General features: G+C 45.7%; 24 protein-coding genes. 18 read left to right on the forward strand and 6 right to left on the reverse strand.

The window, feature by feature from the left end:
* Positions 1–2 precede the first annotated feature (2 nt).
* Genes WB308_RS03215 through WB308_RS03225 form a run of 3 tightly spaced genes read left to right on the forward strand, consistent with a single transcriptional unit; the run spans position 3 to position 4,358 of the window.
* Complete coding sequence (locus tag WB308_RS03215; RefSeq protein ID WP_424188931.1) at positions 3–2,528, forward strand: chemotaxis protein CheW; 2,526 nt, start codon at positions 3–5, stop codon at positions 2,526–2,528.
* A gap of 1 nt (position 2,529) precedes the next feature.
* Complete coding sequence (locus tag WB308_RS03220) at positions 2,530–3,024, forward strand: chemotaxis protein CheW (protein ID WP_424188933.1); 495 nt, start codon at positions 2,530–2,532, stop codon at positions 3,022–3,024.
* A gap of 29 nt (positions 3,025–3,053) precedes the next feature.
* Positions 3,054–4,358, forward strand: a complete 1,305-nt coding sequence (locus WB308_RS03225) for an aminopeptidase P N-terminal domain-containing protein (RefSeq protein ID WP_424188935.1) — start codon at positions 3,054–3,056, stop codon at positions 4,356–4,358.
* A gap of 89 nt (positions 4,359–4,447) precedes the next feature.
* Here the strand turns inward: WB308_RS03225 and WB308_RS03230 are convergent, their stop codons facing one another.
* On the reverse strand, positions 4,448–4,873 hold the full coding sequence (locus tag WB308_RS03230) for a hypothetical protein (RefSeq protein ID WP_424188937.1): 426 nt from the start codon (positions 4,871–4,873) through the stop codon (positions 4,448–4,450).
* 2 nt (positions 4,874–4,875) lie between these two features.
* On the reverse strand, positions 4,876–5,361 hold the full coding sequence (locus tag WB308_RS03235; RefSeq protein ID WP_424188939.1) for a hypothetical protein: 486 nt from the start codon (positions 5,359–5,361) through the stop codon (positions 4,876–4,878).
* 73 nt (positions 5,362–5,434) lie between these two features.
* Here WB308_RS03235 and WB308_RS03240 point away from each other — a divergent pair, with 73 nt between their 5' ends.
* The 5 genes from WB308_RS03240 to WB308_RS03260 all read left to right on the forward strand — a co-directional run bounded on the left by WB308_RS03240 (position 5,435) and on the right by WB308_RS03260 (position 12,781).
* Positions 5,435–6,133, forward strand: coding sequence for a DUF445 domain-containing protein (locus WB308_RS03240; protein WP_424188941.1), 699 nt, complete (start codon positions 5,435–5,437; stop codon positions 6,131–6,133).
* Positions 6,134–6,281: 148 nt separating this feature from the next.
* Entirely contained in the window at positions 6,282–8,861 is a 2,580-nt protein-coding gene (locus WB308_RS03245) for an ATP-dependent Clp protease ATP-binding subunit (RefSeq protein ID WP_424188943.1), read from the forward strand.
* 29 nt (positions 8,862–8,890) lie between these two features.
* Positions 8,891–9,802, forward strand: a complete 912-nt coding sequence (locus tag WB308_RS03250) for a phosphate/phosphite/phosphonate ABC transporter substrate-binding protein (RefSeq protein WP_424188945.1) — start codon at positions 8,891–8,893, stop codon at positions 9,800–9,802.
* The gene (locus WB308_RS03255; protein WP_424188947.1) at positions 9,799–12,420 is read left to right on the forward strand and encodes an EAL domain-containing protein; all 2,622 of its coding nucleotides are present in this window, start codon (positions 9,799–9,801) and stop codon (positions 12,418–12,420) included. Before WB308_RS03250 ends, WB308_RS03255 begins: the two co-directional genes overlap by 4 nt.
* Before the next feature lie 7 nt (positions 12,421–12,427).
* A complete protein-coding gene (locus tag WB308_RS03260; protein WP_424188949.1) occupies positions 12,428–12,781 on the forward strand; it encodes a hypothetical protein in 354 nt (117 codons plus the stop codon).
* Here WB308_RS03260 and WB308_RS03265 read toward each other — a convergent pair.
* On the reverse strand, positions 12,778–13,302 hold the full coding sequence (locus WB308_RS03265; RefSeq protein WP_424188951.1) for a hypothetical protein: 525 nt from the start codon (positions 13,300–13,302) through the stop codon (positions 12,778–12,780). The two genes, WB308_RS03260 and WB308_RS03265, sit on opposite strands and share 4 nt — an antisense overlap.
* 140 nt (positions 13,303–13,442) lie before the next feature.
* Here WB308_RS03265 and rpmH point away from each other — a divergent pair, with 140 nt between their 5' ends.
* From rpmH to ruvX, 7 genes are read left to right on the forward strand one after another with little or no spacing between them, the layout of a single operon-like run.
* Entirely contained in the window at positions 13,443–13,577 is a 135-nt protein-coding gene (gene rpmH, locus WB308_RS03270; RefSeq protein ID WP_013459438.1) for a 50S ribosomal protein L34, read from the forward strand.
* 11 nt (positions 13,578–13,588) lie between these two features.
* The gene (rnpA, locus tag WB308_RS03275) at positions 13,589–13,933 is read left to right on the forward strand and encodes a ribonuclease P protein component (protein WP_424188953.1); all 345 of its coding nucleotides are present in this window, start codon (positions 13,589–13,591) and stop codon (positions 13,931–13,933) included.
* The gene (gene yidD / locus WB308_RS03280; protein WP_424188955.1) at positions 13,911–14,243 is read left to right on the forward strand and encodes a membrane protein insertion efficiency factor YidD; all 333 of its coding nucleotides are present in this window, start codon (positions 13,911–13,913) and stop codon (positions 14,241–14,243) included. The genes rnpA and yidD overlap by 23 nt, the downstream gene beginning before the upstream one ends.
* A complete protein-coding gene (gene yidC, locus WB308_RS03285) occupies positions 14,237–15,832 on the forward strand; it encodes a membrane protein insertase YidC (RefSeq protein ID WP_424188957.1) in 1,596 nt (531 codons plus the stop codon). Before yidD ends, yidC begins: the two co-directional genes overlap by 7 nt.
* Positions 15,819–16,622: a Jag N-terminal domain-containing protein gene (locus WB308_RS03290; protein ID WP_424188959.1), complete on the forward strand. Its 804-nt coding sequence runs from the start codon at positions 15,819–15,821 to the stop codon at positions 16,620–16,622. The genes yidC and WB308_RS03290 overlap by 14 nt, the downstream gene beginning before the upstream one ends.
* The gene (gene mnmE, locus WB308_RS03295; protein ID WP_424189033.1) at positions 16,616–17,965 is read left to right on the forward strand and encodes a tRNA uridine-5-carboxymethylaminomethyl(34) synthesis GTPase MnmE; all 1,350 of its coding nucleotides are present in this window, start codon (positions 16,616–16,618) and stop codon (positions 17,963–17,965) included. Before WB308_RS03290 ends, mnmE begins: the two co-directional genes overlap by 7 nt.
* On the forward strand, positions 17,965–18,360 hold the full coding sequence (gene ruvX, locus WB308_RS03300) for a Holliday junction resolvase RuvX (RefSeq protein ID WP_424188961.1): 396 nt from the start codon (positions 17,965–17,967) through the stop codon (positions 18,358–18,360). The genes mnmE and ruvX overlap by 1 nt, the downstream gene beginning before the upstream one ends.
* On the opposite strand, the gene WB308_RS03305 is transcribed toward ruvX, so the two are convergent.
* On the reverse strand, positions 18,347–19,030 hold the full coding sequence (locus tag WB308_RS03305; protein WP_424188963.1) for a hypothetical protein: 684 nt from the start codon (positions 19,028–19,030) through the stop codon (positions 18,347–18,349). The genes ruvX and WB308_RS03305 overlap by 14 nt on opposite strands.
* 130 nt (positions 19,031–19,160) lie before the next feature.
* On the opposite strand from WB308_RS03305, the gene ilvC reads away from it, so the two are divergent.
* The 3 genes from ilvC to WB308_RS03320 all read left to right on the forward strand — a co-directional run bounded on the left by ilvC (position 19,161) and on the right by WB308_RS03320 (position 22,114).
* Positions 19,161–20,183, forward strand: coding sequence for a ketol-acid reductoisomerase (gene ilvC, locus WB308_RS03310; RefSeq protein ID WP_424188965.1), 1,023 nt, complete (start codon positions 19,161–19,163; stop codon positions 20,181–20,183).
* A 57-nt stretch (positions 20,184–20,240) separates the two neighbouring features.
* Positions 20,241–21,266, forward strand: coding sequence for a divergent polysaccharide deacetylase family protein (locus tag WB308_RS03315; protein ID WP_424188967.1), 1,026 nt, complete (start codon positions 20,241–20,243; stop codon positions 21,264–21,266).
* Between the two features lie 71 nt (positions 21,267–21,337).
* Entirely contained in the window at positions 21,338–22,114 is a 777-nt protein-coding gene (locus WB308_RS03320; RefSeq protein ID WP_424188969.1) for a DNA-processing protein DprA, read from the forward strand.
* Between the two features lie 9 nt (positions 22,115–22,123).
* On the opposite strand, the gene WB308_RS03325 is transcribed toward WB308_RS03320, so the two are convergent.
* Positions 22,124–22,438, reverse strand: coding sequence for a sulfite:cytochrome C oxidoreductase subunit B (locus WB308_RS03325; RefSeq protein WP_424188971.1), 315 nt, complete (start codon positions 22,436–22,438; stop codon positions 22,124–22,126).
* 10 nt (positions 22,439–22,448) lie between these two features.
* Complete coding sequence (locus tag WB308_RS03330) at positions 22,449–23,669, reverse strand: molybdopterin-dependent oxidoreductase (protein ID WP_424188973.1); 1,221 nt, start codon at positions 23,667–23,669, stop codon at positions 22,449–22,451.
* Positions 23,670–23,702 lie beyond the last annotated feature (33 nt).

A 23,702-nucleotide genomic window follows, 5' to 3' on the forward strand; every position in this document is an offset into this window, starting at 1 on the left:
CAATGGATGAATTTCAAGAGATATTACAGGATTTTTTGATTGAGTCGTTTGAACTGATCGAACAGCTTGACCAGGATCTTGTCGAACTCGAATCGCGACCCGATGATTTGGATTTGCTAAATCGTATTTTTAGGGTTGCTCACACGATTAAGGGTGCCAGCTCATTTTTAAACTTCGATGTCTTAACCCATTTAACGCATCATATGGAAAATCTACTCAATATGGCACGTCACGGAGATTTGGTTATCGATGCGGATGTGATGGACGTTATTCTAGAATCGATCGATTTGATGAAAGCGTTGTTGGTACGGATACGGGACAGCGGTGCCGATGCCGGATTGGAAGTAGGCCAATGCGTCGAGCGTTTGGACGCCGTTGCCAATGGTACGCCTCTTAGCAGCGCGGCTGAAACAGTAGCCGTATCTGAACCGGTTGTTGCAGTAGAACCGCAAACCGATGAGGAAGAAGAGGATTACTCGGGAATGAGCGAAGCCGAAGTGGAAGCGGAGATTGAACGCTTGATTGCACAGCGGCAGGCCGAAGATGCCGCCAAACGAGCGAGCAAAGCAAAAGAAAGCGCTCCGCTTGAAGAAGAACCCGATTATGAAGGGATGGATGATGCGGAGGTTGAAGCCGAGATTGAACGCCTTCTTGCCAAACGGCAGGCGGAAGATGCCGCAAAACGGGCACAAAAAGCGGCTGAAGCTTCAACTCCCGCTGCAGCTGCACCGGTTGCTGTTCAGACAACGCCTCAGAGTGAACCAATTTCCGCTCCGGTTTCCGTAGCCCCGGCTGCTCCTGCGGTGCAGCCTAAAGTGGAGGCAAAACCTGCGACTCCCGTTGCACGACGCGCCGAACCGAAAGAAGAGGGTGAAAATCGCGGCGGCGGGGCAGTAGAGCAAACGATTCGTGTCGATGTCAAACGATTGGATCATTTAATGAATTTGATCGGAGAACTGGTTTTAGGGAAAAACCGTCTGATTAAAATCAATGATGACGTTGAAGAGCGTTATGAAGGAGAAGCGTTCCTCGAAGAACTGAACCAAGTGGTATCGATTGTCTCATTGGTTACGACCGATTTGCAGATTGCCGTTATGAAAACGCGGATGTTGCCGATCGGAAAAGTATTTAATAAATTCCCCCGTATGATTCGGGATCTCTCCCGTGAGCTGAACAAGAAAATTGAGCTGGAAATTACCGGGGAAGAGACAGAGCTGGATAAATCGATCGTAGAAGAGATCGGCGATCCGCTTGTTCACATTATCCGTAATTCATGTGACCACGGGATTGAAACCCCGGATGTACGTCTTTCTAGCGGAAAAGAGGAAACAGGAACGATCCATCTTAAGGCATATCATGAGGGGAACCATATCGTCATTCAAATTATCGATGACGGTAAAGGGCTTGATGCGGATATGCTCAAACAAAAATCGATCGAGAAGGGGATTATTACCGAAAAAGAGGCTGAAGGGATGTCTGAGAAAGAGGCATTCGGTCTCATTTTCCGCCCGGGCTTCTCGACTGCCGCACAAGTCACCAGCGTCTCAGGCCGCGGGGTAGGGATGGATGTCGTCAAAACGAATATCGAAAAGCTTAACGGCATGATCGACATCGACTCTGAAGTGGGCAAGGGTACGTCGATGAAACTCAAAATCCCGCTCACCTTAGCGATTATTCAAGCCTTGCTTGTGGGAGTACAGGAGGAGTATTATGCGATTCCTCTCGCATCGGTGTTGGAAACGGTTCGCATCAGCAAAGATGAGATCTATACCGTTGAGAGCCGCTCCGTCATGCGGTTGCGGGATGAAGTTCTCTCTCTGGTCCATATCGGGGATATTTTCGAAGTTGAACGGGTATTTGACAACAGCGAACATGCCTATGTCGTTGTTTTGGGGCTAGCAGAGAGTAAAATCGGTCTTATCGTCGATTCGTTGGTCGGCCAAGAAGAGATCGTTATTAAATCTCTCGGGGAATATCTCAAAGGGATCGAGGGAATTGCCGGGGCAACCATCCGTGGGGATGGCGGTGTAACTTTGATTGTTGACGTGGCGGCATTGATGCAGATGGCCAAATCGGTCAAATCGACGGTAGGTCAAGAAAGTGCCGAAGCCAAAGGGCGTTCAGGGGTTAAAAATAATCCGAGTGATTATAAAGTCATGATTGTGGATGATTCGAAAACCGACCGAACCATTATGCGCAAATCATTGGAACCGATGGGGATAACTCTGGTCGAAGCGACAGATGGGGTTGAAGCCCTTAATATCCTTAAGCAGGCGGATCATACGTTTGATGCGATGCTGATCGACATTGAGATGCCGAGGATGGATGGATACAGCTTAGCGGCGGAGATTAAAAAATACAATAAGTATAAAAATCTCCCGCTGATCGCTGTCACCTCACGTACCGGAAAAGCAGATCGGATGCGTGGTGTCGAATCGGGAATGGTCGAATACATAACGAAGCCGTATTCATCGGAATATTTGATGAATGTCGTCAAACGCAATATCAAATTTAACGAGGGGCTATAACATGAGCGAAAAACTCCAGCAAATTATTAACAAACAGCACAAGTCCCTCTCCGGAGACGATATTAAAATCGATGAAGTGATTCAGCTGGTCGGATTCATTGTCGGAGACGAAGAATTTTCGGTACCCATTTTGAGTATCCAAGAGATCATTAAGCCGATCTCATGGACGCGTGTTCCGCAGACTCCTCCCTATATTTTAGGGGTATTTAATCTTCGCGGTTCCGTTATCCCGTTGATCGATTTGCGTTCTCGTTTTGGTTTGGAGATGATTAAACATAGCGAAGAGACCCGTTTTATCGTGATGAAAAACGGGGATGATGTGGCCGGATTTGTGATCGACCGCCTCACCGAAGCAATCCGCTTGCCGAAACGGGATGTCGGTCCTGCCCCTGAGACGATTTCTGAAGGGGAGAGTATGATTGACGGTGTCGGAAAACAAGCCGATCGTATCATCACGATTCTTAAAGTCGGTAAACTGTTAGAGAGAAATTTCTGATTTAGTTCCATTTATGGCACAATAACGCCATGAATGAAAATCACTTTTTAAACCGCCGAAACAAACTTCTTGATTGCATGGAAGAGGGAGTAGCGATTATCGCCTCTGCCCCCCATCTTATACGCTCTAACGATAGCGAATACCCTTACCGTCAAAGCAGTGATTTTTATTATCTTACCGGTTTTGAAGAGCACAATTCTATTTTAATACTCTCAAAATCTTTTACAGAAATAAAAACCATCCTTTATGTTGAAGCCTACAATGCCGAATATGCACTGTGGAACGGGGCTAAGTTAGGGATTGAAAAGGCGCGGGAGCGTTTTCATGTTGATGAGGTACGCGATAGTGCCGAATACGCTAAAGAGATTAAAGAACTTTTGCGTGAACACATAAACCTTTACATCGATTTGTTTGATGAATCAGAAATCCTGATCCAAGCAAAAGCCGCCGCAAAAGCATTGCGTGAAACGCGGGGTGTTAAACGTCATATTCACTCCATCCGTGACGTCACTTATCTCATACGCTCATTGCGTCTGATCAAAGCAGCCGAAGAGATCGAAACGATTAAAACAGCGATAGCAATCACCGCCGAAGCACACCATGATGCGATGCGTCAGTGCTGTGCCGGGATGAAAGAATTCCAGCTCCAAGCCGCTATGAGTTACGTATTCTTGCACCGTGGTGCCATGAACGAAGCCTACGGAGCGATTGTTGCGGGGGGGAACAATGCCAATACCCTCCATTACATTGATAACCGCGATACGTTGCGGGATGGGGATTTGGTTTTGATCGATGCGGCGTGCGAATGGGAACTCTATGCCAGCGATATTACCCGTACCTTCCCTGTGAACGGAACATTCAGTGATGTCCAGAAAGAGGTGTACGAAAAAGTCCTCGACGTTCAGCTTCGTGTTATCGAAGCGATCCGCCCCGGCGTAAAGAGGGATTGGCTCCAAACCTACAGTGAAGAACTTCTGTGCGATGCATTGATTGAACTGGGAATTTTGAGCGGTGAACGAAGTGCATTGATAGAAGCCAAAGAGCATAAAAAATACGCTCCTCACGGGATAGGGCACTGGATGGGATTGGATGTCCATGATCCCTGTCCGTATGTGGATGAATCGGGAGAATCGCTAGCCTTTGAAGCGGGGATGGTGATGACCATCGAACCGGGGCTTTATTTCCGTGCCGATGATGAGAACATTCCTGAACGATTTCGCGGGATCGGCATCCGTATCGAGGATAATATTCTCGTTACCGAAGAGGGGTATGAGAACCTATCGGCGATGATTGCGAAGAGTATGGAGGAGATAGAGGAAATGTGCAAAGGTTAGATCGATAAAACCTTAGAACTCTTTTCATGCATCCTCCTCGGCCAGTCGGCCACACCGACTTGTATCCGAAAGGTTGAGAGAATATGATTTTAATTGTAGCTGTAACTCCATCCGCTAAGGCCGTCTTTTGCCTCTTTAAAACCGTCTGAATCTCCTAAAAAATCGATGATATGGAGCAGTTTCCACGGGATAGTTCTTGCTTCAGCGTCATCGATTAGATGACGAGGCATCGGGGTCTCTTGAGGGGTCATCGCAAACGCGATACGTTCCAGATTGCTGAGTATATGGCTGGTAGCAGTAATGCGGTGTTCTTGAGAGAATTTTTCCAAAATCAGCGGTTTGATCTCTTCGGGGATGGGGTCTGAGGTATTGAGGATGATCGTAAAATGGATCGGATGGGCATCTTTGATCATTGAGGGGGCGGCCATCATAATATACTCTACCCCCTCCAGCAATTTCTCAATTTCATTATAAGGGAGATAGCTGTGAATGTTGAGCGGTTTCATCTCTTGCATGATTATTTTCCTTCCAAAATTTTGGTAATCAGTGTGGTCATTCCGATATGGAGATTGTAGTTGGTAATCGGGAAATCGACCATCTCGTTTTCGAGATTCACACTGTAGCCGCTCAGGTATCTCCCCAATATCTCTAGATCGATCGGCTCATAGACGGCGCAAAGTGTTGTGTCGAGTTTAGTACGTACCAATTTGCCCTCTTTGTTGCTGTTTGCCAGGGTAAAAGCGAGTGTTTTAAGACTAAGCAGATCACACCAACGGATAAAAAGTTCCGAGGTCAGTTTAGAGTGATGATTCCCCTCCGGATCAAACAGGAGTTTTTGTTCCCGCAGAGGAATCAGGACGCTTAAGATCGCTTCACAAAACGGGAGACTTTTCTGTCTCCAAAACGGGGCTTCATCGCTTCGTTCCAGTGCAGAGGAAAAGGCTCCTAAAATTGCGGACGAATCACTATCACGAAGCAGTGCTTCCATGGTATGCAGGATCATTTACCTCTCCTTTTTTGGGTGTAACTTTAACCTTTTTTGTATAATACCTGTATTAACACGAGGAGATGCATAAATGGATAAAGGATGGATGACGAATGGGATCTCTCTGGGATTAGTCGGGTTGTCGTATATGTTTGAGGGAATAGTGGCAAATGTGATTCGAACGGCAGGATTATTTGCATTATCTGGAGCCATAACCAATCAGTTGGCTATCCATATGCTTTTTGAAAAAGTACCACTTTTATACGGGTCGGGCATTATAATCGATCGCTTTGAATCGATACGGGAAGCATTAAAAACTTTGATTATGGAACAGTTTTTTACCCCTGAAAAAATTGAATCATTTGTCCAATCACAAGAACGTACTATCGATTTAGCCCCAATTATCGAACAAACCGATTTCACCCCCGCATACAATGCACTGGTACGGAGTGTCATGGATTCACCTTTGGGCAGTATGTTGGGGATGTTTGGCGGAGAAGCGATTATCGGCAAACTCAAAGAACCCTTTTTGGAAAAAATTAAAGCCTCTACTATTGAAATTTCTCAAAGCGAATCGTTTATGAATGCCCTTAATACCCATTTGCATCAAGGGGGATCACATCTGAGTGAATCGATTGAAAGGATCGTTGAAACGCGTTTAGCGGAACTCACCCCCCTAATGGTTAAGGAGATGCTGCATACACTGATGAAAGAGCATTTGGGATGGCTCGTTGTATGGGGCGGCGTGTTTGGAGGAGCGATTGGCATTGTATCGGCATTTTTAATTTAACTCCCGATAGGGCACGTGAGCCCGAGGAGCTCGAAGAGGTTCTTCTCCCCTTTGGGTATGATGAACTATCTAAATAAAATAACTTAAAAGACTTGACAACAATCGACTCAAAGTATTATAATTCTTGTAACTCAACTAGGAGAATTTTATGTCAGCTAATATTTTTGAAAAACTAACCCATCAAATGACCGAGATGATCGAGTCATCGATCTCATTGGCATTGCACAATAAAAACAGTGAAGTTGAATCGATCCATTTTTTATGGGCATTGCTTACGAATAGCAATTCGCCCCTCAATCAAGCACTGACCAAAATGGGCGTCGATAAAACGGCGATCGAATTGGATGTTAAAAGTGCCGCAAAAAAACTTTCGAGTGTCTCCAGCGTAACGAAAGAGAGTATTCGCCTTTCACGCGATTTTGTCCACGCCCTTGAACGCGGTTCAGCTGAAATGGCCGTCAATGGGGATCAGTTTATCGCCATTGATACGTTTTTAATGGGGAATTTGAATCATAACCCTTTCAAAGAGATACTTGAAAGATACGTGAATGTATTTGAATTGCGGAAAACGTTTGAAGCAATGCGCGCAGGGCAAAAAATCGAGTCGCAAACGGCCGATGAAACTCTCGAATCGCTCTCCAAATACGGAATCGATCTGACCCGTGAAGCGATCGAGGGGAAACTCTCTCCGGTCATCGGAAGGGATGAAGAGATCGGCCGAATGATGCAGATTTTGATCCGTAAAACCAAAAACAATCCGATTCTCCTCGGTGAACCGGGGGTCGGTAAGACGGCATTGGTCGAAGGGTTGGCACAGCGTATCGTTAACAAAGAGGTGCCGCTCAGTTTGCAAAACAAACGGGTCGTCGCTTTGGATATGAGTGCGTTGATCGCGGGGGCAAAATATCGCGGAGAGTTCGAAGACCGTCTCAAAGCGGTCATAGACGAGGTGAAAAAGTCGGCGAATGTGATTTTGTTTATCGATGAAATTCATACCATCGTCGGAGCCGGTGCATCGGAGGGGTCTATGGATGCGGCGAATATCCTAAAACCCGCTCTTGCACGCGGAGAATTGCACACCATCGGGGCGACAACGCTTAAAGAGTATCGCAAATATTTCGAAAAAGATGCCGCGTTGCAGCGCCGTTTTCAGCCGGTTAACGTGGATGAACCGAGTGTAAACCAATCATTACAGATTCTTCGCGGACTGAAAGAACGTTTGGAAGCACACCATAACGTCACGATCACCGATGCGGCATTGGTAGCGGCAGCGAAACTCTCCGATCGTTATATTAATGACCGCTTTCTCCCCGACAAAGCGATCGATTTGATCGATGAGGCAGCGGCAGAACTCAAAATGCAGATTGAATCCGAGCCCAATGCACTTGCGGCCATCAAACGGAAATTGACACAGTTGCAGGTGGAGAAAGAGGCACTTAAAATGGAAGAGTCGGTTGCCAATACCAAACGCCTCGAAGAGATTGAGCGGGAATTGGCCGATGCGGGAGAAGAACGCCGTAGTTTGGAATCGCAGTTCGCCCATGAAAAAGAGGTGTTTGAACGGGTAGCGAAGATCAAAGCTGAAATCGAGTCTAAACGCCGTGAAGCCGAAAGTGCGAAACAATCGGCTGATTTTAACAAAGCCGCTGAGATCGAATACGGTCAAATTCCTAAACTTTTCGAGGAAGAAAAAGCGCTTCAAGAGCGTTGGAAAGTGATGGTTGCCGAGGGGACATTGCTCAAAAACAGTGTCGATGAAGCCTCTATCGCGGGGATTGTAAGCCGTTGGACAAAAATTCCGGTGAACAAAATGCTCCAAAGTGAAAAAGAGAAGATACTCCACATCGAAGATGAACTGAACCGTGATGTCGTAGGGCAGGAGCGTGCGACTCATGCGGTAGCCCGTGCGATCAAACGGAACAAAGCGGGGCTTTCGGATAAGAGCCGTCCGATCGGATCGTTCTTGTTCCTCGGACCTACGGGGGTCGGGAAAACGCAAACGGCGAAAACATTAGCGAAATTCCTCTTTGACAGTGCTGAGTCGATGATCCGTATCGATATGTCCGAATACATGGAGAAACATGCGGTGTCTCGTCTCGTCGGAGCACCTCCGGGATATGTCGGATTTGAGGAGGGGGGACAGCTCACCGAAGCGGTACGCCGTAAACCCTATAGCGTTATCTTGTTCGATGAGGTCGAAAAAGCGCATCCCGATGTCTTTAATGTCTTGTTACAAGTGCTTGATGACGGACGTTTGACTGATAACAAAGGGGTGGTAGTCGATTTTACCAACACGATCATTATCTTGACCTCGAATATCGCGAGTGACAAGATCATGGCCCATCACGGCGACCCTCAGCTCGAAGAGATGGTACTGGGTGAGCTGAAACAACATTTTAAACCGGAATTTTTGAACCGACTCGATGATGTCGTCGTCTTTAACCCGTTGGGAGAAGCGCAAATTCTCAGCATCGTCGATCTTTTCTTTAGAGATATTGCGGCCAAAGTGGAAGAACGGGACATTACCCTTACTCTCAGTGAGAGTGCTGCGCGCTATATCGCGAGTGCGGGGTTCGATCCGGTGTACGGTGCACGACCGCTTAAGCGGGCACTCTATGAGATTGTTGAAGACCGCCTAGCCGATTTGATCCTCGGCGGAGAAGTGGAAGAAGGATCTCACGTTGCTTTTGACACGGAAGGGGATGAAATTACCGTTAAGGTAAACTAAGGCGAATCGAAATAGGTTATAATTTTGGAATGAACAAAAAAGTCTATAATTATAAATTTATATTATTTTTCTTGCTTCCTTTCTTTTTTTCGGGCTGTTTGTCCGAAGAGGAGAAACGCGAACACTATAAGCCTTCTTTCTCCGTTATTCATGAAAAACAGCTCATTGTAGGGGTTCACCCGTATCTTAATGCCGAAAAAACTTTTTTGGCGTATCAGCCTATTTTGACTTATTTGGAATCCGAAATAAAAGGAGTTCATTTTACACTTGAAACATCGGTTGATTATGCCGACTATGAACGTAAGCTTTATGAAGGTCATTTTGACCTCTCCCTTCCTAATCCGTACCAAACCCTTCAATCGATACAGCACGGCTATCGTATTGTGGCTAAAGTGAAACCTGACAGTGAGTTTCGAGGCATTATCGTTGCTAGAAAAGATCGTTATATCAAAACGGTAGAACAGCTGCAGGGTAAGGCTATCAGTTTCCCGGCACCGACAGCGTTGGCTGCCACGATGATGCCCAAATGGTTTTTGTATGAACGGGGGCTGAATGCCGATACACAGGCAAAGCCTAAATATGTCGGTTCGCAATATTCATCCATTATGAATGCCTATAGTGGTGATACGGTTGCGGCGGCTACGTGGCCCAGCCCTTGGCAAACATGGAGTAGTGAAAACCCCGAAAAAGCCAAAGAGATGGAACTGCTATGGGAAACACCCCATTTGGTAAACAACGGATTTGTTGTCCGAGGTGATCTTGACAAAGGGATTGTTGAACAGATTGTTGAGCATCTGTGTAAACTTGATGTAAATGCAAAGACGCAAATACTCCTTGCCGCGACGGGATTTGAAGGGTTTGAAAAAGCAACGAATGATACCTATATACCTGTGAAAGAATTTTTGATCCGTTACGATCAGACGATCGGATTGCCCAAGTGAACACTCTAAAGCTTTTTTTTACCACGATCAAAGGGCAGCTTGTCATCGGTATCGTTCTGTTACATAGCGCTCTCATGGGGATGTTTGTTTATGATTTGATTCAGCGTGAAAGCCGGTTTTTGAGAGAGCAATCTCTCTCAAAAGCGGAGGAGTTAACACGGCTGATTGGCTCGAGTGCGTCATTGTCCCTATTGAATAACGATATTGTCGGATTGCACGAACTGGTTGCGCAGGTGGAACATCTACCCGATGTAGAAACCGTTTTTATCCTCGATAAAAATCATCGTGTCCGTGCATCGAATGATGCTGCCTCTTTTAATCGGACGATAACCGATGCGTGGAGTATTCATCTTCACAAAGAACTCGAAAACGTACACATGAACTTCATCCAAAAGCGTCACGAAGGAATCGTTGATACCCTTATCCCGATCAAAGTGGGTGAAAATACGATCGGGTATGCCCGCATGTTGACCACCACCGCGACGATCGATCGGGAAATTGAGAGGCTCCTTTCAAAAGGGATAATGTACATCTTCATTGCGATGATCGTCGGAGGAATTCTCTCGTGGCTGATTGTACGGCGTCTAACAGCTCACTTAACCCTTCTTTCCGCTGCGGCTGCGCGGATTGCCCAAAATAATTATGATATAGCGCTTCCCTCTTTTCTCGGCAATGATGAAATTTCAAAGATGGGACGGGCGTTTTCTTTGATGATCGATTCGATCAACCGTCACATTAGAGAACTTGAGTCGATGCTTTTCAAAGTTAAAGCGGCTGAAGCTATGGAAAGAGAACGCTCACAAGAGAGTGAACGGTATCAAAAAGCTCTTTCGGATTGGTCTAAAAACAGATATGAAACATCGGAAATAGCGATTCGAAAGGCTACCGAGATATCGGCGCATACGTTAGGGATTGAACGTGTCAGTGTATGGCTTTTAACACCGGATCAATCCACTATTGTATGTCAGGATATGTACTCTGCAGGAGATGATCTTCATTATGCGGGGACGGTTCTGGAAAAAAAAGATTTTCCGCACTATTTTCATGCCTTGGTACAGGGGGAAATGATGGCGGTGAATGACGCCCAAATCGATTCCCGTACGAGTGAATTTACCGAGAGTTATCTTAAACCTTCCGATATACGTTCAATGCTTGATATGCCGATCTCTCAGGATGGAAAAGTGATTGGGGTTGTGTGTTATGAACATGTCGGTTCATTGCGGACATGGAAACCTGAAATCCAAGAGTTTGTTATTACGATTGCAAATGCCATTGCACTGTCGATCGAAATCGATCGGCGCAAAAAAATGGAACAAACAATGGCATATAAGGCACATCACGATGAACTGACCCATTTGTACAATCGCTCTCTTTTTGTGGACCGCTTGGAACACGCCATTCATAAAGCCAAACGAAGCGGGGATCAACTCGCGGTTTTGTTTATCGATTTGGATCGCTTTAAAGAGATTAATGATTCACTGGGGCACGCGATGGGGGATAAGGTTCTCATCACGATTGCCAAACGGTTGAGTGATCATTTACGGGATATTGACACCATAGCCCGATTAGGGGGAGATGAATTCACCCTTATTATCGAGGATGTAGACGATATTCAAAAAGTCAATCAAATTGCCGGCAAACTTGTGTCAGTGCTTCAAGAACCCATTTTTATCGATGAACATCAGCTTTATGTAACGAGTAGCATCGGTATAAGTATTTATCCACTGGATGGTGAGAGTGCTCAGAATCTTTTGAGCAATGCCGATGCTGCAATGTACAAAGCCAAAGAGGAAGGGCGAAACAGTTATCAGTACTATACCCAAGAATTGACATTGAGGGCATTCGAACGGGTTGCTATGGAAACAAGTCTGCGCCATGCACTCGAAAACAATGAATTTCTCCTCTATTACCAACCTAAAACAGATGGCGAGAGTGAAAGGCTGATCGGGATGGAAGCGTTGATACGTTGGAATCACCCTGAAATGGGGATGGTTTCCCCTTCTAAATTCATCCCGATTGCGGAAGAGACGGGGCTGATTGTCCTGATCGATCACTTTGTTATGAAAAAAGTAATGGAGCAAGTCGTTCAATGGAGAAATAATGGATTTAATCCCGGTGTCGTTTCGCTGAATGTGGCACGAAAAGAGTTGCTCCAAGAAAAGTTTGCAGATAAAGTCAAAAGCATGTTGGTTCAAAGCGGGTGCAAGGCAGAGTGGATAGAACTGGAAGTGACCGAAGGGGATATTATGAAAAAACCGGAGCAATCCATTGGTGTGTTGAAAGAGCTAAAAAAGCTTGGTTTTGCATTGGCGATTGACGATTTTGGAACCGGATATTCGTCTCTGTCGTATCTGAAGCGGCTTCCTCTGGATATTTTAAAAATTGACCAATCTTTTGTTCGGGGACTGCCGGAAGATACCGAAGATGCGGCTATCGTACGATCGATTATTGCATTGGCGGAGAGTATGGGGATGAATGTTATCGCCGAAGGGGTGGAAACATTAGAGCAGAAAAATTTTCTGGTAGAAAACGGATGCCGATTGATTCAGGGGTATTTTTATGGTCGCCCGATGAGTGTAACACAGATGCGTGATTTATTATCCGATTCGAGAGTATAATTGTATTATGAAATGGATGTTAATTGTATTTTTAGGGACACTGTCAGCCTTCGGATGTACGGGGGATTGTATGACCTGCCATCCTGCACTGCTCAAAAATATTGATTCCGATAAGCGGCATAAACCGATGATAACCTGTATCCAATGTCACAGTGCCAATCCCGCAAAAATGGCAGATTGCGGAAGTGATTGCTTCGCCTGTCATCCGGTGGCGAAGATCGAAGGGGTAAGGGTGGCAGAACATGCCGTTATACGTGAATGCCGTGACTGTCACATGAAACTTAAAACTACTTTGAATTTAAACAATGGCCCTACCGGGCAATCGGTAGCACCGACTTTGCGGGATTTTTTACAGCCTTAAGCGTAAATCGGCTCGAACAATTTATCAAATCCGTCGATGATTTTTTGCATCAGTTTCTGGGCTTCATCAACCATTTTTTCATGCGATTTTATATTTTTAACGGCATTATCGAAGAGATCAACGACCCCTTTTTTGGCATGATTTTTGACGTTTTCATCACTGTTTTTCAGATTTCCGATCAGTTTGGTAACATCCGAAGCGATTTTATTGATCGGTGAGGTTTGATTTTGATCTTCCACCTCTTTCATAAACTTATCGATGTACGGCTGTGCTTTTTTCATAAATGCGTTAATCTCTTTTTGATCCTGTTCATTAATACCGTTGCTATCTATATTGAAAGAAAAAGCCTGCATTGAAGCAAAAGAGAATGATTGCTCTTTAGAATCGGAGGTTGTTTTTTCATTAAGTGAAAGGGATTGTTCATTGGTAAAGTTAAGAGAGAGGGTATCGCCGCTACTGGTTTTCATAGAGAGTGCGAGCTCGTGAGAGCGGTAAGCGTCATATGAGGTTGCAGTGATCATGGTACACCCTTTTAGGTTAATCTTAGTGACTATATCGGACTTTTTCACAATAGTTGTAATAAGCTTTTACGAAACTTAATCGACCTTTAAGTAAGAATTGTCTATTATTGCGTGCTAAAAATTTCTAAAGGGAATGGCTTATGAAAAGAACATACCAACCGCATAATACGCCACGTAAACGTACTCACGGTTTCCGTGCACGTATGGCGACAAAAAATGGCCGTCGAGTATTGAACGCTCGTCGTGCTAAAGGTCGAAAACGATTGGCTGTCTAAATAGCTTTTCGATGTTGAAGCTTCACAGCGAGTTTCAGCGTGTTTATCAACGCGGAAAAAATGCGCACAGCACTTCCATCGCGTTGTTTTATCTCCCTCTCAAGGGAGAAAAAAAAGTTGGATATACGGCCAGTAAAAAAGTCGGTAATGCAGTGGTGAGAAATCGGTGTAAAAGACGTCTTCGGGCACTTTTTGACGAGTTATCACCCAATGCACAAGACGGATGGTACGTTTTTGTCGCCAAGAAAGGGTTGTTTGACAACCCATTCGATACGGTACGACGCGACTGCAAATATGTTTTAAAACGGACGGGTGCCATGGCTGGAGTGAGTGATGATAAGAATCTTCTTTCTTAAGCTCCTGTGGCTCTATCGGCACTCTTTCTCTTTGGTGACGCGCGGTTCATGTCGTCATTACCCCTCATGTTCCGAATATGCTTTATGGCAGTTTGAACGCAACACCCTCCCACGCGCATTCTACTCCACTTTTTTACGAATCTTGCGGTGCAATCAGCTTTTTTCAGGCGGTATCGATTATCCGATTATTGACAAACCGACGTTAAAACCCTCCGAACTCTCCATAAATACGATAAAATACTGGTTTGTTCCACATCAACAGAATTATTTTCTGATCAAAAATTTTAAGTTTAAAGGGTCACAGTGTTAGAAAAGTTTACTCCCAATCAGCGACTCCTCGTTGCCGTCGCTTTATCATTTGCCTTTTTTATAGGTTACACCACTCTATTTCCTCCTCAATCGCCCAACAGTGAAAGCAATGCAACAAAAGGTTCTGCTGTCCAAGCAGCAGCTGCAGTGACACCGGCAGAGTCTAACACTTCGGCAGTTTCTAATATTAAAACCGTTACGACAGATACCTTGACAACCGTATCGGCAAAAGAGTTTACCCTCAAAATTGATACACTGGGACGGATTTCTTCGGTTGTTTTAAGCGATGAAAAACATAACGGAAGTGATGGTAAGCTCTCGGAACTGATTGCTTCCAGCGGTGCTAAACCGCTTCAAATCCGTTTTGCGGATGAAGCTCTTAATGAAGTGGCGGCAAAAACGCCGTATACGGCCAATATGACCAACATCGCTTTGGGTGAGAATGGCAAATCGACCGTCGTACTGAGCCAAAACCTTCCTGAATTAACCGTAACCAAAACATTGACGTTTTACGCGGATGGCCATTACGATGCGAAAGTTTCGCTTTCGAATGAAAAACGCTATTCTCTTTATTTAGGGCAACATCCGGAAATTATCGAACAGATGATGACGGTTGTCGGTGGTATGATTTATTCGGGCGATAATCTTACAACAATTTTCGAAGACGGTGATGTTGAGGGACGGTCACTTTTTACCGATGTTCATCTCGTGTCGGCATTCGATCAATATTATGCGACCATTTTTTACGGGTTTGACAAGACGACACAAGTAGCGGTTGAACGCGATACAAATAGTAATCCTGTTATGTATCTGGAGGGAGCTAATAACTTTACTTTTAACGGATACATTGGACCAAAAGAGTATAAAACACTTGAATCCATCGATCCCGTACTTGTCAATGCAATTGAATTCGGATGGTTTACGTTTGTAGCTGCCCCGATTTTCAAAATCTTGATGTGGCTGCACAGCCTTTTGGGTAACTGGGGCTGGGCAATTATCGGTCTTACGGTCCTTATCCGCATTTTCCTTTACCCTTTGACCCACAAAGGGATGGTATCGATGCAAAAAATTAAAGATATCGCTCCCCGTATCAAAGAGGTACAAGAAAAATACAAAGGGGATCCTGCCCGTATGAATGCGGCAGTGATGGAGATGTACAAAAAACACGGTGCTAACCCGCTGGGCGGATGTTTACCGCTGTTGTTGCAAATCCCTGTATTCTTTGCGATTTATCGCGTCCTTCTGAATGCGGTAGAGCTTCAAGGGGCACCGTGGATTATGTGGGTACATGACTTGTCACGAATGGACCCTTATTACATCCTCCCTATTTTGATGGGTGCGACGATGTATTATCAGCAAAAGATTACGCCGAGCAACTTTACCGATCCGCTGCAGGAAAAAATCTTTAAATTTTTACCGGTAATTTTCACATTTTTCTTCTTTACATTCCCGGCAGGACTTGTATTGTATTGGTTTGTGAATAACCTTTTCTCTATTGCACAGCAGTATTTGGTAAATAAACAATTTGAAGCGGCACGTGCGACCCGCCATGAAGCTCATCTTGCGGAAAAGCATCATGAAAAAGATTGAAGCTCCGACGCTGGAACAAGCCTATGCGAAAGCGGCTGCAGAGTTCGGATGCTCTGTTACCGCACTTCAAGTCGAGATTGTCCAATTTCCTTCAAAAGGGGTATTGGGACTTTTTAAAAAATCGGCGATTATTGTTGCCAATCTTCCTCATACGGTTGCAGCGGTTGCAAAAGATGTGGATGAACCTTTTATCGTTGAAGAAGATGAGACTGAGACCGCTTCATCGGCTATCGAGCCTGAAGAATTGGTTTTAGGTGATGAATTTTATGAGCAGGCGGATGATTTTGAGGAAGTCGGAGAGGCAGAGGGTGACTTTTATGAGATCTCTGCACAAGAGTGTGCCGACGAAGTGAAAGAGCAGATCAATATCCTCTTCAAAGATATTTGCTTTGATATCAATCCTATCGAAGTCAGTGTATACGATGAAAATACCTTGCTGGTTGAGTTTACCGGCCCCGATGCCGCACTCATGATCGGTAAAGAGGGATATCGTTATAAAGCTCTTTCGTATATGTTGTTCAACTGGATTAACGCAGTGTACGGAATGCAGCTCCGTTTGGAAATTGCCGAGTTTTTAAAAAACCAAGAAGAGTCCATTTCCCGTTATCTGATCAATGTCTGCGATATCATTGATCAAGAGGGCCGAGCCCAGACGAAGGTATTGGACGGGGTATTGGTGCAAATTGCCCTAAAACAGCTTCGTGAGCGCTATCCCGATCGTTATGTGGCGATCCGCTCTACCCGTGATGGCGGTAAGTTTATCATCATCAACAGTTATCACGAATATTGATGAATGAGACTATCGCCGCCATCGCCACGGCTAATGGCGTTGGTTCTATTTCGATTCTCCGCCTGAGCGGAGACCGTTCTCTTAGCATCGCGTTAAAACTTTCCCGAAAAACAGAACTTCAGCCGCGTTACGCAACCCTTACCTCTTTACATCACAATGACGGCACTCTCATCGACGAAGCAATTCTCATCTATTTTCAAGCTCCACGCAGTTTTACCGGTGAAGAGGTCGTAGAGTTTCAATGTCATGGCGGTTATGTCGTGGCTGAGTCACTGCTACGTGCTGTATTATCGGAGGGGGCGCGTTTAGCGGAGCCGGGAGAGTTTAGCAAGCGGGCTTTTTTAAACGGTCGTCTTGATCTGACCCAGGCTGAAGCAACTGCCGCACTGATCGAAGCCAAAAGCGATGATGCCGCACGCATTCTGGCGCGTCAGATGAAGGGAGAATTGCGCGGATACATCGAGGGGATCCGCGATTCATTGTTGGAGATTTTGGCGTATTCGGAAGTTGTCATTGATTATGCCGAAGAGGATTTGCCCCAAGACGTAGTCGAACAGATTGAAGTAAAGCTGGAGAAGATAAAACAGACCCTCTCCCGCACCCTCGAATCGAGCCGCCGGCGTTCAGGTTTAATGCAGGGATTTCGAATTGCCATTATCGGCAAGCCCAATGTCGGGAAAAGCTCTCTTCTAAATGCACTCCTCGATTATGAACGTGCCATTGTTAGCGACATTGCAGGGACGACTCGTGACACGATCGAAGAGCAGGTGCGTATCGGTACCCATTTGATCCGTCTGGTCGATACGGCGGGGATACGTAACGCTCACGATGAGATTGAGCGGATCGGGATCGAACGCTCTATCGCGGCTATCGAAAATGCCGATGTAGTGATTGCTTTGTTTGATGCTTCACGTGAGATTGATAGTGAAGATCGTGCGATTATCGAGCTGATTGAACGTTATTCCCGTGAAAAACCTTTTATCTGCGTGTTGAACAAATCGGATTTACCGGAGTGTTTTGATGCAACTGTGATAGAGAGTTACCGTCCGATTCGGCTTAGTTGCAAACACGAGATGGAGCATTTGATCGATACGCTGAGTTCTCTTATGGATCATGAGAATGACGGTGAGGAGATGATGCTTATTTCGCAACGGCAAATCAGTGCTACCGAGAAAGCTGTTAGATCGATTGATGAAGCGTATGAGCCGCTCCATGACGGTGAATTGGAGTTCTTCTCGTTTCATATCAATGCAGCGATCCGCTCTGTCGCGTCGATTAGTCGACCATATGAACTCGATGAGATGTTTGATAAAATGTTCGGTCAGTTTTGTCTGGGGAAATGATGGGGGCTATTATCGCGATTGATTTGGGGTTAAAACGGATTGGACTCGCCCTGAGTGCGGGTGCGGGAATTGTGACCCCTCTTCCGGCCATTGAGCGGAAAAACCGCAATCAAGCGGCGAATGATGTCAAAAAAGTGTTGAATGAATATGAAGCGACGACGGTGGTAATCGGTATCCCGATGGGAAGTACGACCGAAGACGAGATGCGCCGACGTGTGGCCCATTTTATGAACCTCGTCGAGTTTAGCGGGGAGATCGTCTACCAAGACGAATCCCACAGCTCCCAGGAAGCCGAAGCGTTGATGAAGGGGGAAATCCGCTACAAGCGCGACGGCCGGATCGATTCCCTCTCGGCAAAAATTATTTTGGAGCGGTATCTGTCTAGATCGCTTTAAAGAACTCCGCCGCTTCTTCCTCGTCATCGGTGAGAGTTGCATAATCAGGGTCATTAGCGATTTTCTCCCGAATTACTGACGTGCAATACGCAGAGACCATCGCGCGCGTACTTTCTATATCCGAAACGAATCCCAGTCCGCTGAACTGATACGGCTCTTCTTGCTCAATACACAGGATAATCCCCTCGGAGTTACTTTCAAACTGATCGACAATCTCACGATAGGTAATATTAAATTCAGTTGCATGCCATCCGATCTGTTCTAATTCTTTATCGGCAAATTTATCGATCCCATCTGCAGTGGTATCATCGTATAGGGAGCGTTTTTGATTGTAGCCGATGATGCTTTGCCATGCCCCGGCAGCTTTGATGAGTATCCGGTCATCGTCTTCGACAATGCGGTAATCTTTACCGAGCATCTCTGAAATCGGACGGGAAAGGGTGGTGCTTAGTGGAGAGAGAGGCGGAATCTGTCCTTCGAAAATGGAGATGGTGTCGGACGGAAAAGGGGCGTATCGGATCTCTCCGGTAACGGTAATCGCGAAGGGCTTGGCCGAATTAATCGCATTCATAAAATCAGTACGAGCGACGACAATAATCTCTTTAAAAAGGTTGAATTTTTTCATTTTTGTGTATCCGATCTTTTGGTTTTTAACGGTGAATTGTAGCATGCTTAGACGCATACGGGCTAAAAGGAAAAGTTACCACGTTAATCTAAGTGTCTACTAATATTTTTTTATGCAAAAGTGGGGTATAATTCGCCAAATTTTAAGCCTATGAGCTTACTCTAAGGATACCTTTATGGCATTGAGCGTCTACTACGATAAAGATTGTAATATCGAATTAATCAAAAGCAAAAAAGTGGCAATGATCGGTTTTGGATCACAAGGTCATGCACACGCGGAAAACCTTCGCGACAGCGGTGTCGAAGTTGTTATCGGTCTTCGTAAAGAGGGTAGCTCATGGGGCAAAGCGGAAGCAAAAGGGTTCAAAGTTATGACCGTTGCAGAAGCATCTGCATACGCTGATGTGGTAATGATCCTTCTTCCGGATGAAAACCAAGCAGAAATCTATAAAAATGAAATCGCTCCTAATCTTAAATCAGGTGCAACTATCGCATTCGGTCACGGGTTCAGCATTCACTACGGACGCATTCAACCGGCTGCAGATATCAATGTTACGATGATCGCTCCTAAAGCACCGGGTCACACTGTACGTTCTGAGTTCGTTCGCGGCGGCGGGATCCCTGATCTTATCGCAGTAGGACAAAATCCAAGCGGGACAACAAAAGAGCTTGCTCTATCCTATGCATCGGCTATCGGTGGCGGACGTACAGCAATCATCGAAACCACATTCAAAGACGAAACCGAAACAGACCTTTTCGGAGAGCAAGCGGTTCTTTGCGGCGGTGCGGCATCTCTCGTACAAGCGGGATTTGAAACATTGACGGAAGCGGGATACGCACCAGAGCTTGCTTACTTCGAGTGTCTTCACGAGTTGAAACTGATCGTTGATTTGATGTTCGAGGGCGGAATCGCCGATATGCGTTACTCTATCTCTAACACTGCAGAATACGGTGACTACGTTTCTGGTAAACGTGTTATCAACGCGGAATCAAAAGCGGCAATGAAAGAGATCCTCAAAGAGATCCAAGACGGCCGTTTCGCAAAAGATTTCATCCTTGAAGGGCAAGCGGGTTATCCTCGTATGAATGCAGAGCGTGCAAATGCGCGTGCGTCATTGATCGAGCAAACGGGTGTTAAATTGCGCTCTATGATGCCGTGGATTTCTAAAAACAAAATCGTTAACCAAGCTACAAACTAATTTCCCATTTTTCAGAGCATAAGGCTCTGAAAACTTCTCTGAGAGGTTCCTTCATTTATGAGTAAACAGCCTCGATCTTCTAAATCTCATGTATTATACTGGCTCGGGTGGGGAATCGCCGGAGTTACTCTTTTCCTTTCTGCAGCATTAATAGGCTATTTTTTAGGGTTTAATCAGGCGGAAGAAGAACTTTTCGAAGAACGGCTTAAAACACAGCAGTTACGGGAAGAACTCTCCTCTCTCCAAAAGAGCCCGATATCCGTAGTAACGCCAAAAGGGGAGATGCAAGAGAAGGAAATCCGTCGTCTGAAAAAAGAGCTTCAGTCTATTTTGGAACGAGAAGAGAGGCACGAACCGGTAAAACCGGAGCATGAGTACGCTCCAAAAGACAAAAAAGCTCTTCCGCCTCCTTCTACCGAACGACGTTATTTCCCCTCGGTGTCAGGAGCAAAGCTCGTTATCATTATTGATGACGTATCGTATGCTCGTGATGTCAAAGCAATCCAATCAACAGGACTTCCGCTGGTGATGTCGTTTCTCCCTCCGAGTTCTCGACATCCCGAATCTGGAAAACTGGCGCAACAGCAAACCCGTTTTATGGTTCACTTACCGCTTGAAGCGGTAGATTTTAATGATGAAGAATCTTCGACATTGCGAAGTAATGATACTGATGAGACGATTAGCAAGCGTATTGCTGCACTCAAGCAGGTTTATCCGGGTGTACGGTATATGAATAATCATACAGGCTCCAAGTTTACTGCGGATGCGGATGCGATGGAGAAATTGATGCGTGTCTTGAAAAGCGAGGGGATTGTTTTTGTCGACAGCCGAACGACAGGTAAGACCAAAGTTCCGGAAATATCCAAAAAACTGGGTGTACGCTATCTTGGACGGGATGTCTTTTTGGATCATCAAGACGGTGTGGCGAATGTCAAAAAGCAAATCCGAGAAGCGGTAGAGAAAGCAAAGCGGCATGGGACTGCTATCGCGATAGGACATCCCCGTCCCGATACCATTCGAGCACTCAAAGAATCCAAAGGGGTACTGGGAGAAGTTCAACTGGTAGGAATCGATCAAATTTGACAATTTGACATAGTTTATCTCTCTTCAGGAATTGTTTGCTATTGTTGTCCATATCAAGTGAAAGAATTTGTATGCACAACAGCGTCCCTTTTACCATCCCGGAACTCTCTTCAATGAAACGCACGCCGGAAAAACTCTATTATCGTGGAAATTTAGGGCTGTTAAATCGTCCAAAGATATCCATCGTCGGAACACGCCGTCCAAATCCCTATACCCGTGCCATAACATTGGAACTCTCTAAAAAACTCTCCTTATCCGGCATGGTCGTTATCAGCGGTGCTGCCGCTGGAGTCGACGCAATAGCCCATCAGGGTGCGGGAGCTGAAAACACGATAGCGATTTTACCGTGCGGTATCGATCTACGTTACCCCGCCGCAAATAGTGAACTTATTGAAGCGATTGAGAGTCATGGACTTACGATGACCCCTTTTGAACCTGGATTTGCTGCACGTGAGTGGAGTTTCGTCGTCCGTAATGAGATTGTAGTGGCACTGGGAGATGTATTGATCGTAACGGAAGCCGATATCGGAAGCGGAAGTATGCGGAGTGTCGAATACGCATTAGCAATGGGAAAACAAATATACGTCCTTCCCCACCGTTTGCGGGAGAGTGCCGCAACGCGTCAGCTTTTACGGGAGGGGAAGGCTGAAGCGATTGACGATATTGATATTTTTGTTGCACTTATGAGTCAAAGAGGACGAAACAGTATTGACGATACCCCATTTGTATCTTTTTGCAGAAATGCCCCGACGTATGAAGAGGTGATGGTAAAATTTCCGAATGAGATTTTTGAAGCGGAGCTTTCAGGATTGATAGAGGTACGAAACGGAAGAGTGGTTGTGGTGTAATTACGGCTCTTAGTGTTGAGCCGTACTTTCATATCCGTAATGTTTGACAAGATAGTTGATAATGGTTTGCTGATCTTCTTTCCCGATAGGGGCTTTGAATTCATTCACCATCTTTTGAACGGTTCCGGTCCAGTAAGGACGGCTTTTTGTACCTTGGTTCAGGATATATCCCCATGAGTGGCAGATCAGACAATATTGCTGGGCCACTTCATCATGATCCCCTTTTGCCATCGGGTAATCGACGTAAGGCATCTCAATCGGTTTAGAGACTTGAGCGCATGCAACTGTGGCCAAAAGGGCACTGAGTACTAGTAATTTTTTCATCTTGGAACCCTTATACAATTTTCACATTGACGCTATCGACGGCGTTATATTGGTATCCGCCGGCATTCCAGCCAATTTCATTCACTTGAGGCTGAATATTTCCGATACGGTTGATCGCACGCACCATAATAGTGTATTCCCCTTTGGCTTTGGGCTCCCATTGAAAGGTCCACGGTCTGTAGGCATATTTTCCGTGATCTTTTTGCAGTTGGGTGGCACTCCAGCTTTTACCTCCGTCGGTAGAGATCATAACCTCTTTAATCCCTTTACCTTGGTCGAAGGCGACCCCCGTTACTTTGACGCGGGAACCTTTTTTTATCACGGTATTTGGTGTCGGATACCCGATGACCGATTTGACTTTCATGATGGCAATCGGTTTGCGTTTGTACTCGAAATCGCTCCCGGAAACGACGCATTCACAGTCGTTATCGGGGACGGTATAGGCGACATCCATAAAAAAGCTTTGTCGATATTCGTCCATGACGGTAATTTCTGAGAGCATTTTGACCCAGCTGTCGGAAAAATGCCCCGGAATGACGAGACGGAGTGGGAAGCCGTTGAGATACGGGAGGTCTTCCCCGTTCATTGCGTAGGCGACGATCAAGTCACCGCTAAGCGCTTCATCGATGTTCATTTCTCGGAAAAATTTTGGTGTCTCTTCCATCGCCGGCTTTTCCAAACCGTTAACACCTACCCACTTCGCGCTCCCTTTGACACCGGCACGATGAAGGATGTCTTTGAGACGTACCCCTTTCCACACAGCACACCCCATCGCACCGTGTCCCCATTGGACACCATGCGTTGCTGGACCGGTACCTGCATAATATTTACGGCTGTTACCGCCGCACTGAAGGACTGAGGTGATCTCAACCGGCTCGAATTTGCTTTTTAAATCATCGACACTCAGAGAGAGAGGATTTTCAACGCTCCCTTTTACTTCGAGTCGAAATTCGTTCAAATCGATATAGGTCGGAATATCGGGCATATGCCAGCGGACGAAAAACTGATCATTCGGGGTGATGGCTTGGGTGAAAATATCACGCGGCGATTCGAGCAACGGAGGACGGTCAGAGATCACTTTGAGCGGTTTTTTCTCTGGGAATGCAATCACAGGAGGGACAAAATTTTTCGCCTCGGTGATGATTTGTTTCGGGGCCTCTTTCCCTAAAAGGGTAGAAGCACCTAAGATAAGGCCGGCGCCTAAAAAATTTCTGCGGTTAATGTTACTCATACTAATGCCTTGAGAAGGAATATCACCATTTTA

This window comes from Sulfuricurvum sp. (genome assembly GCF_049587615.1).
In the GTDB taxonomy this organism is placed as follows: domain Bacteria; phylum Campylobacterota; class Campylobacteria; order Campylobacterales; family Sulfurimonadaceae; genus Sulfuricurvum.